The organism is Paenibacillus sp. GCM10027628 (genome assembly GCF_042676385.1).
GTDB lineage: Bacteria > Bacillota > Bacilli > Paenibacillales > NBRC-103111 > Paenibacillus_E.
In genome coordinates this window covers 301,449-316,691 of sequence record NZ_JBHTHA010000011.1, presented here as the reverse complement: position 1 = coordinate 316,691, position 15,243 = coordinate 301,449, and the positions used below count along the sequence as shown (strand labels likewise).

13 protein-coding genes are annotated in these 15,243 nt (G+C 45.5%); 5 read left to right on the top strand and 8 right to left on the bottom strand.

What is annotated here, in order from left to right:
- Positions 1–254: 254 nt before the first annotated feature.
- A complete protein-coding gene (locus tag ACFQZT_RS13235; protein ID WP_379300441.1) occupies positions 255–1,679 on the bottom strand; it encodes an MBOAT family O-acyltransferase in 1,425 nt (474 codons plus the stop codon).
- A gap of 54 nt (positions 1,680–1,733) precedes the next feature.
- Entirely contained in the window at positions 1,734–2,834 is a 1,101-nt protein-coding gene (locus ACFQZT_RS13230; protein ID WP_379300439.1) for an SGNH/GDSL hydrolase family protein, read from the bottom strand.
- A gap of 180 nt (positions 2,835–3,014) precedes the next feature.
- Here ACFQZT_RS13230 and ACFQZT_RS13225 point away from each other — a divergent pair, with 180 nt between their 5' ends.
- On the top strand, positions 3,015–3,527 hold the full coding sequence (locus ACFQZT_RS13225) for a DinB family protein (protein ID WP_379300437.1): 513 nt from the start codon (positions 3,015–3,017) through the stop codon (positions 3,525–3,527).
- A gap of 62 nt (positions 3,528–3,589) precedes the next feature.
- On the opposite strand, the gene ACFQZT_RS13220 is transcribed toward ACFQZT_RS13225, so the two are convergent.
- From ACFQZT_RS13220 to ACFQZT_RS13205, 4 genes are all read right to left on the bottom strand, one after another.
- Positions 3,590–3,817 (bottom strand): 3-dehydroquinate dehydratase, encoded by a 228-nt coding sequence (locus tag ACFQZT_RS13220; RefSeq protein WP_379300435.1) that lies wholly within the window; start codon positions 3,815–3,817, stop codon positions 3,590–3,592.
- A 197-nt stretch (positions 3,818–4,014) separates the two neighbouring features.
- A complete protein-coding gene (locus tag ACFQZT_RS13215; protein ID WP_379300433.1) occupies positions 4,015–5,025 on the bottom strand; it encodes a Ger(x)C family spore germination protein in 1,011 nt (336 codons plus the stop codon).
- Positions 5,026–5,084: 59 nt separating this feature from the next.
- Positions 5,085–6,182, bottom strand: coding sequence for a GerAB/ArcD/ProY family transporter (locus ACFQZT_RS13210; protein ID WP_379300431.1), 1,098 nt, complete (start codon positions 6,180–6,182; stop codon positions 5,085–5,087).
- Positions 6,179–7,687 (bottom strand): spore germination protein, encoded by a 1,509-nt coding sequence (locus ACFQZT_RS13205; RefSeq protein ID WP_379300429.1) that lies wholly within the window; start codon positions 7,685–7,687, stop codon positions 6,179–6,181. Before ACFQZT_RS13205 ends, ACFQZT_RS13210 begins: the two co-directional genes overlap by 4 nt.
- Positions 7,688–7,849: 162 nt before the next feature.
- Between ACFQZT_RS13205 and ACFQZT_RS13200 the strand changes: the two genes are divergently transcribed.
- Positions 7,850–8,479 carry a LysE family translocator gene (locus ACFQZT_RS13200; protein WP_379300483.1) on the top strand — a complete coding sequence of 210 codons (630 nt, stop codon included), beginning with the start codon at positions 7,850–7,852 and terminating at the stop codon, positions 8,477–8,479.
- Between the two features lie 92 nt (positions 8,480–8,571).
- Here the strand turns inward: ACFQZT_RS13200 and ACFQZT_RS13195 are convergent, their stop codons facing one another.
- Positions 8,572–9,375: an AraC family transcriptional regulator gene (locus ACFQZT_RS13195; RefSeq protein ID WP_379300427.1), complete on the bottom strand. Its 804-nt coding sequence runs from the start codon at positions 9,373–9,375 to the stop codon at positions 8,572–8,574.
- Positions 9,376–9,521: 146 nt separating this feature from the next.
- On the opposite strand from ACFQZT_RS13195, the gene ACFQZT_RS13190 reads away from it, so the two are divergent.
- From ACFQZT_RS13190 to ACFQZT_RS13180, 3 genes are all read left to right on the top strand, one after another.
- Entirely contained in the window at positions 9,522–10,298 is a 777-nt protein-coding gene (locus tag ACFQZT_RS13190) for a sugar phosphate isomerase/epimerase family protein (protein ID WP_379300425.1), read from the top strand.
- A gap of 24 nt (positions 10,299–10,322) precedes the next feature.
- Positions 10,323–11,345: a Gfo/Idh/MocA family protein gene (locus tag ACFQZT_RS13185; protein WP_379300423.1), complete on the top strand. Its 1,023-nt coding sequence runs from the start codon at positions 10,323–10,325 to the stop codon at positions 11,343–11,345.
- Positions 11,346–11,488: 143 nt separating this feature from the next.
- Positions 11,489–12,868, top strand: coding sequence for an MFS transporter (locus ACFQZT_RS13180; RefSeq protein WP_379300421.1), 1,380 nt, complete (start codon positions 11,489–11,491; stop codon positions 12,866–12,868).
- Positions 12,869–12,920: 52 nt separating this feature from the next.
- Here the strand turns inward: ACFQZT_RS13180 and ACFQZT_RS13175 are convergent, their stop codons facing one another.
- Complete coding sequence (locus ACFQZT_RS13175; protein WP_379300419.1) at positions 12,921–15,032, bottom strand: LTA synthase family protein; 2,112 nt, start codon at positions 15,030–15,032, stop codon at positions 12,921–12,923.
- Positions 15,033–15,243 lie beyond the last annotated feature (211 nt).

Sequence of the window (15,243 nt, the reverse complement as noted above, 5' to 3'; positions counted from 1 at the left end):
CGGTGAATGGATAAAGAATTGGAATGAAGAAAAGCCTGCTGAGGTTTCTCAACAGGCTGAACGAACAACGTTCGTAGTTTATGGACTTTTGTTCTCTAACCACATTTCAAATTAATTCTCTCAGTTATTAGCGTCACATTGTTCGTTATTAGTGCACTGAGGGACTCAACTCTGGAGAACATGGGAAAAAGCAAGGCATGGCCTAAGAGATATCTGCAAAATCATGTTTAGTCTTCCCCATCCATCCTATACGCTTAAAACTGGAAATAAATAAAACTGCTGTCGCCATTGCGCAGCATAATAATCAACACCACAATCAGCAGCGTATAACAGGCAGCGCGTACAGGCGAAGGCAAGGATCGATACCAGACTTCGGCGATGCGCGACCGGTGCTTAAGCAGCCAGTGTTCCAGCACATGCAGTCCAAACAGCAAGATAGCCACATAGAAGTAGATGAGCATATAAGAAGGCACCTGCAGCGCCTCTTGTGAGAACATGCGTCCCAGCAGCATGGATACCGCGTGGCGGTCGTGAATACGGAACATGACCCAGCCGATGCAGGTCAAATGGAAAAAGACAGCAATCGTTAGCCAGCGGTAGACGAAAGATTGATCCCATTTTTCTAGACCTAGCTTCTGCTTGCCCATCCGATATAGATTATGAGCGATGAGCAGAATGCCATGGTACATTCCCCATAGGATAAACGTCCATAGCGCGCCATGCCAAAAGCCTGAGGCGGTCATTGCAATGAATAGAAATAAGTATTTCCGGAACGCACCCTTCCGCGAGCCGCCGAGCGGGATATAGATGTAGTCGCGAATCCAGTTGGACAGCGTAATGTGCCACCTCCGCCAAAATTCAGTCGCATTAGCGCTTAAATAAGGCGTCATAAAATTATGCGGCAGCTGAAGGCCGAACAAATAACCGATCCCGATGGCCATATCACTATAAGCTGAAAAATCAAAATAGATTTGAAATGCAAACAAGTAGGTTGTTATCCAAGCGGCTGAACCCGTCAACGCATAAGGATCTGCGAAAAGTACGTTTACCCGATCAGCGATAGGGTCAGCGAGCATCATTTTTTTCATTAATCCTAAGCCTAAATAAAAGCAGCCGAGCCTGAAGTTTGCATGATTCCACCGCAAAGTTGACAGCTTCTCTACTTGTGGCAAAAATTCATTCCCCCGCATAATGGGTCCTGCAATCAAATGAGCAAAAAATGAAATAAACATCCAGAACTCAAGCAGGGAGCGGGCTGGCTTAATTTTCTGCTTGTAGATGTCTACGGCATAGGAGATGAACTCAAAGGTGTAGAAGGAAATGCCAACCGGCAGCACAATGGAAAGCCAAAAGGAATCTTCGGTCAGGAGCTTGAGCGACAGCACTTTTTCCACATTACGAATAAAAAAGACCGAATATTTGAAAAAGCATAAATTACTCAAATTTACGAGCAATATCGACCACAGCACCGGTCTCCGGTAAGTGCCATTCAAGAAACGAGAGCTATAGTAAGTGAAGAGGGTCATGATGGCAAACAACACAAGCATGCCAAGACCGCTTACACTATAGAACAAAATATTGGCAGCCGTTAATATATATAGCCGTTTCGCAGGAAATAGATAATAGAGCGAAACCGTGATCAAGAGCAGGATCATGAACTCAGGTGTATGAAAAAGCAAGATGACTTCCTCCCTAGCGTTTTGCTTAGCAAAACTTACTTCGTAAGCTTTTGCTTAAAAATCATATGCCTTCAATAGTTTATCAGCCAATTGCCGATAACCTGCGGGTGTTAAATGCAAGTGATCCGTAAACAATGTGTCCGGGATCTGTTTTTCCATATTTACATATTTGAAAGAAGGGTTTTGACTTTTTTGCATAAATTGATCGAGCGCTTGCATGTTAATTATGAATTTCGCATTTTCCACAAAGGTTCGTGCAAGTGTGTGATTCGTGCCGGTTAATACAGCGAGCGTCGGTTTATCTTTTTGATGCTCCATAATTTTATACAGAAAATAAATATCCGGATTCGCATCCGTCATATTAAAAGGCCTAGGATCAAAGGCAGCGATCACGTTAGGGTCATTGACTCGCTCGGAAAGGTCACCCTTTTCCATCCAGGGTCTGGGGTCTCCGCCTTTCAGCGTGTCATCCGGGAGCGGTTGGTGAAGCAGTTTCAGAGCAAATTGCACAACCCACTTGTCCCAGTAGTCTTTGTACGCGTAGGGAACAAAATAGGGCAGGACGTCGTTGTTCAATTTTTTTTGCGACTGGTTGTAGAAGGTAGCTGGTTGGCTGTTGTCTTCAACATCAGGCAAGGAAAGCATGTGTTGATAAGTGCCCGGATCCAATTCGCGCAAATCGTCCTGAAACCATGCCAAAACCGGCTGCCAATAGTTTCTTTTCACGAAACTGGAGTAGCGGATATTGAACATGAGATGATCGCTCGAAATGCCTAAAGCGTCCATTTTCAACAACATCGCATATAAATCTCCGATTTGAGAACCGGGAAAAGAAAGATTGTAAATCGGGAGTCTGAACGATTGTTGCATGTAGGCATTCACATTCTGATTGGAATTACCAGGACTGCCGTACATGACGGAATCGCCCAATATGATCAGGTATTGCTGCAGATGCTTGCTGTCAATATCGCGCTTTACGGCTTCAAGAGTGATTTGGAAATCGTGATGGTTATCTTTGGCACGCGCGTAATCCATCCGGTTGTGATAGAAGACATCCGTGGTAAACAAGGCCGGAAACGATAGTTGGATAATAAATACGTAAATGAGTACATAAATGAAGGTCTTTGCTGGAGATTTCCAGATGTGAGGCCTCATCGCTCGATCCCCTTTTCGTAGATGAAATGTTAGAATGTGGTGAATCTCCTACACTATTCTATCATATCTAGTGGAAATCCTTTCCGTCAATTTGCACGATTGCATTTTGTACGCCTTCCTTAAGTTTCCATGATAAGGTATGATAGTACTAATTTGAAATTGGAAGGGAGATTCGATAGGATGCTGCAAAAACCTGAAAGTCACGAATACATTTCTTATTTCTCAACGTATATCGATACAGTGCCGGAAGGGGATTACGACCAGTTTCTTCACAATCAGCTCCATGTCATTACGAGCTTATTCACACAACTGTCGGAAGAACAAGGTGAGCATCGTTATGCGGCTGGAAAGTGGAGCCTCAAAGAAGTATTAGGCCATATGACGGACACGGAGCGGGTTATGAGCTATCGGATGCTTCGCATTGCGCGGGGAGATACGACGAATTTGCCGGGGTTCGATCAGGATTTGTTTATGGCGAACGGTTCCTTCAGCGAACTTACCCTTGCATCACTGTTAGCAGATTTTATTGCAGTTCGACAGGCGACGTTCACGTTGTTAACGACAATCTCGGAGGCCGCGTGGCTGCGAAAAGGATCGACGAGCAATCATGAAATTACCGCCCGTTCGCTTGCTTACATCATTGCCGGACATGCCCAGCATCATCTGAATGTTATCCAGCAGAGATATCTGTAAGTACAAAAAAAGAACGCATCCCGCCGATGGGAACGCGTTCTTTTTTATTTTCCGTTGATAGATTAATAGAGGGACAAAGCGAGCGAATCACGCTCGTTCAGTGAATGTAGAATGGCTTCACAACCAACAATTTCAATGCTGATGATGGAATCCAAACATTTTTTAATGGCATTTCTACCTTTGGCGACCTTCGCTTCAAGGGCTGATTTCAATAAGTTGAATTTCTTTTTATTTTTCTCATCGGAGTAAACAGGCACGGTTTTGTTTTGAATCGTAATAAACATTTTCATAGATTTTCACCATCCTAAGATTTGGATATATAAATAAGCATATATGAAGATTATTAATCTAACATTAAAATAGTTTTACAATATTAAAACAAAGCGTTGATTATATATTGGATTGGGTGAATTCCTCCATTTTCAGACTGTTTTTTGCATAGATTTTCCTGCCTATCTTTTAATACGAATGATACCATCAAAATGTTTCAATCGATCATCGCTCCTCCGTCAACAATGTTAAGCTCGACGTGAACATCAATGGGGAGATGCTGAATTTGGTTCTGCCAATCCGAAGTGTCCCATCCGCGTTGTCGAAAGGTTTCCCCGATGCCAAGCAAATCGACGCCTTCTTTCGTAGCTTTTTTCATCAAATCGGTCATTTTCTTTTCTATGTGCAAGGCTCCGGACTTCTCAAGCTGATTGACATTCTGTATCGGATGCTGGATATGGCTTTCGAGAATTGTACCTGAGACTTTGTAGGTCATGCTTACTTGACTGGGTGTATAGCGTTCTTTACGGCTCACCTTCTTAACCTGAATGGAGGTTGTCTCTTCATCGTCAATGAATAGAACGATATCTTTCCATTTATTATCCAACAATATATTGACGCCTCTGGATTCTTTGAAGTTCAAAATTACTTTAATTTGATTCATCAGCATGAATGCTTCCCCTACAAAATTAATCCTACCCTTATCAATCCGGACGCGGTTCAAATAAGTGGCTTCCAGAGGCGAACTAGCTTGAGAGAGCATTTTCCACAAATAGGAAGGAATATAAGTAGGTAAATACTGGAAACCTCTGGTTGTAAATTCCAACAACACTCCGTTATCCGCTTCAAAGAGTTCTTTGACCCGTTTTTCGGTGACGAACATCTGAACGGATAGATCAATTTCATTGGAACGCATCACAAAATCTTTAAACGGATCCAGCCCCTTCTTAGCCAGTGCTTCTCCGAAGACGATGAATGAAACTTTGCTTAGCGTCATTTGCTTGAAGTGCTCTGTGCGTAGAATTCGGAAACATTCGGAGATGGTTTTCGCTTTAGCCGTTCTGACATGATAGGGGCGGGATTTTCCTGGATTGTCCGATGAAGCTTGTTCCTTCCCGTCATTTTGAAGATTGATCTCCGTCAAGCTGACTTCGATAAGATTATCCTCTGCCTGATCGATCCCAAGACCTACGATAAAGGTCTGTTCACGAAGCTCAACAATATCCATGCATCCTGAGCATAATAGGAGCATAAAGCATAAGCCTGCAGTGACCCATCGTTGACGTTTCAATGAGCTGCACCTGCCTTTTTTCGAAGCAGCCCGGCGACCCACATATAGATGGGAACCAGAATGAAAACAAACAAATACATATAACTCCAGTAGGGATAAATTTTCATGGTGAACGGTAGGGATACCGGCCAAATTAATATTGACATAGCCAGGATTGTAATGATGATGAAAATCGGCCGTTCTTTTTTCGTTTTTAATAGTGTGCGAATGCTGGCTTCACAACAATATAAGGAAACCAACATCATCACGGTAAGCAACATGAGATAGAAGAAGGGCGCGATAAAGCTGATTTTTTCAATAGGTAATAAATATAAGGGAGCGGTTTCCATAGACTCCGAGTAAGGAAATGAAAATTTTGCAGCAGTCTTCGCACCAAAAACGGCTACAGGCAACAAAAAAGAGGGCAGCACCTGAAAAAATGCAAGCAGCAGCGCAAAAATGGAAAGAGGAAATAGTTTCCCGTTATCCTGAACATGGGGTTTCAGAAAGAAAATGACTAAGATCCCCTTGAACATCAGGAGTCCATGCAAACTTAAATTGTTGTGCAATTGTCCCCAATCCACATTCGTTAACGGCAGCAGTCTACCGAAGTTAGCGTTGCTCAGTTGAGGAAGATTTAAGAGAGGGATGGAAATCAGCAGAAAGAAGCCGAGAATTTGAACCAATCTCGACCATGCCTCCAGACCAGTCAAAAGTAAATACAGGATGACTAGCAAAAATAGCACGGCAATAAGGCCTACCGGTGTATTTTTTAACTGCGTATAAGAGACGTAAGCCCAGTTTTCCCAGAACATGAGAATGCTTAATAAGAACGACTCTCCGATAACAAAAAGCGCGTAAACCGCTCCCACCCACTTTCCCAAATATCTTCTGGATATTTCAATTAAGTTTTCATTCGGGTGCCGTTTGGTTAGGCTCATAGCGATAAAAAGATTGATCATCGCGATAATGAAGGCGAAGACGACGATCATCCAGGCATGCCGGTCCATAGCTTGGATGACGTGGGCAGGGAAACGGAGGGTGACCATCCCGATAGACGCCATGGCTTGAATGAAAAAAAACTGTAAATGTGTGATTCGTTGATATTTCATCATTGGTCCGGATCCCCCCTCTGTCTGATTTTGTTCTGTGGCTGAAAGGTATCTCCTCGTACATTCTGAGCGCTCATATCAGGCTCAACTATAAAGCTGCGCACTTCTTTATAGTTGAATGGCGAGATCGGCGATAAATAAGAAACGCCGAGCGATTTCTTGGCGCATAAGTGTCCAAGGATGACCAATGTCATGATGGAGATGCCGTAAAAGCCAAAAAATCCGGCTGCGATCAGCATCGGGTATTTCCATAACCGGACTGCGTAAGACACTTGATAAGAGGCGATGAAGGCGCCGATGGAAGAAAGGGCAGCAATAATAATCATGAACTTGCTGACAAGGCCCGCTTTGGCCGCCGCGTCGCCTATGATCAAGCTTCCCACTACGTTCAGCGCAGAGCCTACATTCCCGGGTACGAATGCCATGGCCTCATTAAGAATATCCATCACGAGCATCATGACGAACGTTTCGAAAAAGCTTAAGTACGGAATTCCCTCTTGATCCTTGGCAATGGATATGGCAAATTCCGTCGGCATAACGGATGAATTTACGGAAACGAGCGCCAAGTAAACGGCAGGCGCATAAAGTGCCACTACAAAAGCGAGCATTCGGATGAAACGGACAAAAGTGGGAATTAGGGTCCCTTGGTAGACGAATTCCGAACCGAGAAAGCTGCTTAGCAGTGTTGTCGGTAAAAAGGCTACGAACGGCGAGCCTTCCATCAATAGACCGATACGGCCTAAGGTCAAGTTGATGGCGGATCTTACTGGAAGTTCCGTAAGCTCATAGACAGGAAAAACGGTATGATTCTCACCGACAATAAGCTCCATCAGCTCTTTATGCGTGGAAACACGATCAATATTGATTTTATTTAAATTCGTTTCGATTTCTTCGACCCATTCGGGCTTAGCAATATCCTTAATGAATACGACGGCGACTTTGGTGCGGGAGCGCTGACCGATTTTGAAAAAATGGAACACCAGGTTCGGGTCCTTGACCCTCTTACGGAGTAATGACGCGTTCGTATCAAAGTCTTCAACAAAGGATTCCTGCGGTCCCAAAAGCACCTTTTCGAGCTGCGGAGGTTCAATCGAGCGGCCTTTCTCTATTCGTTTGGGTGCAGCAATGGCTTTCCCCGGCAAATCGTCGCGGATGAGGATGACACAACCTAGCAAGATGCTGTCGATCAGCTCTGCCAATGTACTTACAAGCGTCGCTTGGGGGAAAAATAGTTCCCAGCTTAACGGAGAAGTATCCAACCACGGCCGGATGCGCGGGACAATGTCCTGTTGAAGCCTTTCCGTTTCAATCAGTGTGTTAAGAAACAGAGTGGCTGCACCGTTTTGTTCGAAATGAGCGATTTCCAAATCATCTGTCACAAAAATTTGCTTGATCTGCTGGATCATCGATGAAGTGTCAGCTGCCAACAATTCATTCATATTTTCTAAGGAAACCGTCCTTGTATCGGGTTGTTTCTTGGCTTTCCACCGTTGTTTGATGAACGCCATACGGACCTCCCAAACTCCCAAATGGACTAGAATATTTTCGACTCGTATAAAAGTATTCAGCATTTTCCATTGAATTATGTAATTACTTGAAATTTGAGCTTACGGAATGACTGTAGTTATGTTATTTTTAAAGAGATATTTAGTATGGAGAGAGGGAAAAATATGTTTGGGATTGATCATTACACCGTTTTTTTAGTTTCTGGTTTACTTCTGAATATAACGCCGGGAAGTGACACGCTTTATATACTGGGGAGGAGTTTGGCGCAGGGTAAGGCGGCAGGGATGATGTCAGTGCTAGGTATCTTAAGCGGGGCTATCGTACATACGTTATTAGCAGCTTTCGGACTTTCGCTAATTTTGATGAAATCCGTCCTTGCTTTCCAGCTAATTAAATGGATCGGGGCCGGCTATTTGTTCTACATGGGGATCAAGGCGCTGAGGTCACGATCGAACGAAGATGGTTTGAAACAGATGGTACAGACGGCAAACAGGAAAATTTATATCCAAGGATTTTTGACGAATTTATTGAACCCGAAGGTCGCCCTGTTTTATTTGGCTTTTTTGCCTCAGTTCGTTTCGGTTGATAATACGTACGGAGCGCTGCCATTTCTTATTCTTGGGCTCACGTTCATTGCAACCGGGACCCTCTGGTGTTCCTTAATCGTGTTAGGTACGGATTTGGCTTCGCGCAGGCTGCGCTCAGGCTCGTTGGCGAAGTACTTAAACAAACTGACTGGTGTTATTTTCATTGCTCTTGGCATTAAATTGCTTCGCACCGTGAAGCCCTCATGAACTAGCTAAAGCGTTACGAACGTAGGGACTGCAGGCCTACTACATCGTAACGCTTTTTTCTTTTGCTTATGAGGTTCATGGCAACAACGGAGTCAGTTCTGCTGAGCCTGCTGCCGAAACAATTTGGGAGAGATCCCAAACTTTAACTTGAAGGCTCTATGGAAATAAGGATAGCTGCCGAAGCCGCAACTCAGCGCGATTTGTTCCAGCGACATCGAGCTGTCGTGCATACGCTCTACGGCGCTGGTAAGGCGAACTTCCAAGGCGTACTGCATCATCGTCTTGCCGAAGCATTCCTTGAACAGATGCACGGCGCGGGATACGCTCAGCTCGACATGGGCAGCGACGTCTTCGATCTTGAACGCCCTAGTGGCGTGGGCTTCGATAAACCGTTTCATGCGCGTTCCGGTGAACGGTCTCCCTTGGAGGGAGACCGTTTCAGTTGCGGCGCGCTCCAAGTATAGGCATAATGCTTGCAGCAAATAGCCGCTGAGCTCGCGGTCTTCCTCTTCCATTCTCCGCTTTTCGAGAATGAGCTGCCGCCAGAGTGAGATCAGCCGCGCATCCAGATCTATGCGGTTGCACGTGGCTTTCGCGCTGCGGTTCCACCAGCGATCGACCCAGCTGCCTTTGCAGAACAAATAGTAATCTCCGCTGGCGATTTTGCCGTCAGGCTGTTCGGGCTGCTCCGAGATGCGCAGCTCGTAGGGATCGCCTGGCTTAAACAGCAGCAAGTCGCCGGCTTCTATTTGTCGGAACCTTCCCTGTACGAGTGCAACGCTAGAGCCCTCTGTTTGCAAACGAAAAAGATAAGAATTGAGTCCGCTCTTGCTATTGACTTCGAACCTTTCCATATGGTAAGAATAGCCGCATGTTAACAGTTCCGTTTCCATCATGATCACCTTTCATAGCCAAATAGGAGATGTTTCAATTATATCGTGAATGGTCATATGAAGCTATGATCGGTATAATTGCATCATATTGGTATATTTCTTTTATTAGAGCAGTTCAAATATGAGCAAATGAATGGAGAGATGAGCGAATGGCACGAATTGGCATTGGTCTGCAATTGTTTACGCTAAGAGATAATATGGCTCAAGATATGGAAGGAACGCTTCGTCATGTAGCCAAGTTGGGCTATGAGGGCGTTGAGTTCGCAGGATATTACGGCATGGAGGCTGAATCGCTCAAGCAGCTGCTGGACGAGATTGGTCTGAAAGCGATTGCCAGCCACGTAAGTTTGGATAACTTGAAAAACAACCTGCAAGGTGAGATCGATTATCTCCGCACGCTCGGTGCGAAATATATTATTTGTCCATATGTTGCAGAAGATCAGCGCCAAACCGCAGAGCAATGGCAGCAAATTATCGCCGACTGTGAAGCGATTGCCGCGGAAGCCAAGAAACAAGGTCTGCAATTCCTTTACCACAATCATGACTTCGAGTTTCATGTGAAAATTGACGGTCAGTTTGTTTTCGATGCGATGTATGCCAAAACCGGCGAAAATGCAATCAACGTTGAGATGGACGTATGCTGGGTGCAATTCGCCGGCCAAGATCCATTAGCGTACATTGCGAAATATGCAGGACGCTTACCGCTGGTACATTTCAAAGACTTTAGCAAAGATGCGGACGGTAAAATCGTTACGTTGGAGCTTGGTCAGGGTAACGTGGACTTGGAGAAGGTCATTACTGCAGCTGAGCAAGCGGGCGTAGAATGGCTGATTGTAGAGCAGGATCACTGTCAGAACCCTCCGTTAACCAGCATTGCCAATAGCTTAAACTGGGTGAAAGAGCATTACACCAGTGTTCGCAACTAACCAATAAAAGGAGATTTGCAGCTCATGAGTAAAATTAAAGTTGCCGTCGTAGGATGCGGCTCCATTTCCAAATACAGACACATCCCGGAGTATGGCTGGAATACCAATGTGGAACTGGTCGCCTTCGTAGATCCGATCATCGAAAGAGCGGAGCACTATGCACAAACGTATGGCGGAAAAGCCTACAGCAGCTATGCGGAAATGTTAAAGCAGGAGAAAGTGGACGCGGTTAGCGTTTGCACACCGAATTTCCTCCATGCGGAAGTATCCATTGCAGCGGCAAACGCCGGGGCACATGTGCTTGTTGAAAAGCCAATGGCTTCCACGGCTGAAGAGGCAGAGGCGATGATTGCTGCTGCGAAGAAGAACGGCGTCTTCCTGATGGTTGGACACAATCAACGGTTAATGCCTCCGCACGTGAAAGCCAAAGAAATTTTGGATAGCGGCAAATTGGGGAAAGTGCTAACATTCCGCACGTCGTTCGGTCATCCTGGACCGGAAGGCTGGAGCGTGGACGGCCGTGAAAGCTGGTTCTTCCGCAAAGAAGAAGCAATTATGGGCGCAATGGGCGATTTGGGCGTACATAAGTCGGACTTGATTCGCTGGTTGCTATCCGATGAAGTATCGGATGTCGCTGCCTTCGTCAATACGCTTCACAAAGAAGGCACGCAAGTGGACGATAACGCGACCTGCGTGCTGCGTATGAAAAGCGGCGCCATCGGATCCCTCGTAGCAAGTTGGACTTATTACAAAGGTGAAGATAACTCTACGGTTCTGTGGTGCGAGAACGGTGTCATGAAGATCGGAACGCATCCGGATGACCAAGTAATCATTGAGCTGCGCGATGGAACGGTCGAGCGCTATAAAGTTGGAGCGATCGCAACGAACGAAAAGCAAACTTCCAGCGGCGTCATTGACGAATTCGTCGCGAGCATTCAAGCTGGGCAAGCGCCGCGCATTTCCGGTGAAGAGGGACTGCGTTCACTTAATGTGATCCTGGCGGCATTCGAATCGCAAGCAACAGGCAAAGTTGTTTCGTTGTCTTAATTGAATTCTTGATTGTGGTGAAGCCCATCTATAAGCGTAGATGCGGCTTCACTTTTTTTCCCTTGTATATGGAAAAAGAATGTGATAAAGTTTATTTGTTCGAAAATTCTCGAACAATTAAATAAAGGAGGTTGCCTACCGTTATGACAACCCAAACAGCTTCGACTGTTCCAGCCCCTCCCGCAGAGGCCGCAGTAATAAGAGAAAGATTGGTGCTTGGCTTCTGGAGTGTGGCTGTCATGCTGATCGTTATGAATACAACGATGTTTAATGTCGCTCTGCCGCAAATTATGAAAGAGTTCGCTCTATCTTCGACGACAGCCTCTTGGATCGTTACCGGATATTCGATCGTATTCGCGATATCGTCCATCACATACAGCCGCTTATCCGATTTTGTGCCTATCCGGAGACTGTTTGTTGTCGGGGTCGCATGTCTTGGGGCAGGTTCTCTGCTTGGCGTATTTAGTCATCACTTTTTGATGTTAATGCTCGCGAGACTTGTGCAAGCTGCTGGCGCAGGTTCTGGCGTCGCGCTCGGGGTCGTGCTCGTAACCCGTTATATCCCTCTGAGCAGAAGAGGAAGATCCATGTCGGCTATTATTTCTACGGCCACATTCGGCATGGGGCTTGGGCCCGTAGTGGGTGGCGCCGTTACGCAGTATGTCGGATGGAACGGATTATTCATCATCACGGCACTTATAGTCTTCCTACTGCCGATTTTGTTTAAACTACTGCCTAAGGAAGAGGCGGTTCATGGCCGATTCGACTTCGCGGGTGCTGTTTTTATCGGTATCGGAGTGACCGGACTGCTGTTATTTATGACAACGGGCTCGATGCTTGCTTTAGCCGCAGGCGTTATTTTCCTGCTTTCCTTCTGGATCCGGATCAAACGAACGGCACAACCCTTTGTACAGTCGGAGCTAATGAGCAATACGCCGTATATGCTGCTTAGCTTCATGAGTTTCGCTGCTTTTGCCGCTCATTTTGCCTGCTTGTTCTTAATGCCTATGATGCTAAGCCGATTATTCGGTATGAGTTCTGCCTTGACCGGGCTCATCATATTCCCTGGTGCAATGCTGTCCGCGTTTTTATCGAACCCGATCGGAAGGCTGATCGACCGGTATGGAAATCATCGGATTCTTCGTGGAGGCAGCCTACTGATGCTGCTCGGAGCGGTGCTGTTCGCATTTTTAAGCCATATGTCCCCATATGTCATCCTATGCATTTATATGCCGCTTAGTATAGGGGTCACGATGCTGACAACAAGCGTCTCTAATGAAATGTCGCGGATTTTGCCCAAAGAGCAAATTGGCGCAGGCATGGGGCTTGCACAGTTGATCCAATTCGTGGGCGGTGCGTTCGGCGTGGCGATGAGCGGAAAAAGTATCGCTTGGCAAAAATCGCTGCCACTGGCAGACGTATATGCTCATATTTTCTGGGGCATTTCGGTTCTTTTGCTGCTTGCTGTAATTAGCTACTTTTTGTACCGAAAGAGACAAACTTCGGTTGTACAAACCACGTAATTTACACAAAAAAATCCCCTACCGTCAGCGGTTAGGGGATTTCATGCAATTGTTATCGTCCGCCCATATCAATAGGCCACGTATTCGATTTACCGATTACGGTCTCCTTAGAATCTTTCACATTCACCTGGATGTCCCATATTCCGGGCTTCAGGGCATCGCCTTCGACCTTGGCGGTAAGGGAATATTCATCCTGCCAAGTCGTCGGCATCGGTTTGCCGTTCAGCGTAACGTAGCCGAGTGGCGGTAGATTCTTGCCGCTCACGGATATCGTGACACTTGAACGTCCGGACAAATCCTGCGTATCCGCGGCAGCTTTATCGATCGTAATAGGACCGTATCCGAGCATATAGTGCGAATCGATGATCGGGGTCTTATAATCCTTGTAAGCATGGCGTTCGCCGAACAAAATATCGTACTGCAACGTCTCGTAATCTTTAAGATCTTCTTCTTTAATATTCATAGCCGCATAATGGTCTTTGGGAGGAATGACAGGAATTTTTTTGGAAAGCTCCTCCAAATAATCGGTATAATAGCTGCCTTTCTGCTTGGATAACCCAATCAGATATGGGCCTAAGAAGGACGGACTGATATTCAATTTATCCTTGTGTAACGTATCAAAATTGTTCCATACGACGAGCGGAACGCTGTACATTTTTTTCAAGAAATCCGGATCATCTTTACCGCTTATATATTTGGTATCGATGAACGTGGCGTAATCATCTCCGAGAGCCGGCAGGTGGTCGCCCCAGAAAGCGATGATCGTCGGTTCGCCGCTTTTCTCATAATGATCAACGAGTTCTTTCAGCATGTTGTCGGCCGCGCTTATACCTTGTGCTAAAGTTTCCAGCATCCCTTGGGAAGAAGGGGCCATGTCGCCTTTAACGTCGATCGTATTTTTCGGGAATTTGCCAGGATAAAAATGGAAATGATTTTCCATCGTATTGGCGAACACAAAATCGGGTCCTTCGCTAAGACTTGTCGTATGAATGATATTAGCGGCCACTTCACTGTCTGCGATATAAGGGCCGGAATAGTTAGGTTTGAAATATTCAATCGGAATGTATTTGGAAAAGCCGAAATCCTCATATACTTTGTTACTGTTGAAATACCAGTTATGAAAAGGGCTAATGGCTGTTGATGTATAGCCTTGACGCGCATAAATGCTGGCTAAAGAATCCACTTCATTGGTGATAAACTGATTATAGGCAACAGAGCCCTGCGGTAAAAAGCGCATCGAATTGCCGGTTAAAACTTCAAATTCAACGTTGGCGGTACCTCCGCCGTATTGAGGAGATAGCATCCAACCGCTCGTTCCTGTCTCCTGAAGCTTATGGAAGAACGGAATAGGATCGCGGCTGAATTGCACGCCTTTTATCAATGTCGGATCCCAGAAGGCTTCACTCAGAACGACGATCACATTCGGCTTTACATTGCCGGAATAGCTGCCTGCTTTATCTGGCTTAGGCGTTTGATTGACGATGGCTTCAATGGCTTTATCATCATAACCTTCGCGCTTCCCATTCAGCATCGATTTGGTGTTAAGAACGGTTGCAAGCGCAAACCCATTTGTTTTTGTATTTTCCACCTGGTTCCAGGTAGATGCTTGAATGCCAAGCCATTTCTGTACGGGAAGCGGCTTGTCCGTGTATACGGCAGCTAACATCAATACGGCAAGAGCTGCAAAAATGCCGCGCTCATTCCATGTGATTTTATTTACGATTAGTTTGGTCCGATAGAGCAACAAATAACTAATGCCGATAAACAAGAGCAGGCCAATTAGTGTACGCACATTCAACACATTTGTTACGTATTTCACCATGTCGGAACCTTCACCGGCCAGGACGAGATCCCACGGCGTGAGCGGTACGCCTAATATTTTCAGCTTAATGCCGCTAATAAGGGCTGGAACTATGAGAATACCGGATAATATCCAGTAAGCAACTCGTGTTCGTCCGATTGCAGCAATGAACAGAAGCAAGAAGCCCAGCACGATCCAAATATTAAATATAAGCTCTAGTAAATGAAGCGCACCCCAGGAAAGCATTTCGAGATAGTGCCCGCGACTAAGTACTTCCATGAGGAGTAAAGGAATGATTGCAGTCAATAGGAGCGGGGACCAAAGCTTACATGTTCGCCATACGCGAAGTAATTGATGTTTCATAGTTTCTCCCGTTTATTCAGAAATTAAGAAATTGTAAATAACATCTGACATTATATCATGCCGTTTGATATTATTCGATGGGATCTCTTCTAACAATTTTCGTGCAGATTGCTCTCGATGGACCCTCGTATGAATGCGTTAAGCAGGAAAATGATGGTTCCAACGAGAACTGAAAATAAATGAAAAAATCATTCATGAAGGAGGAAATCAC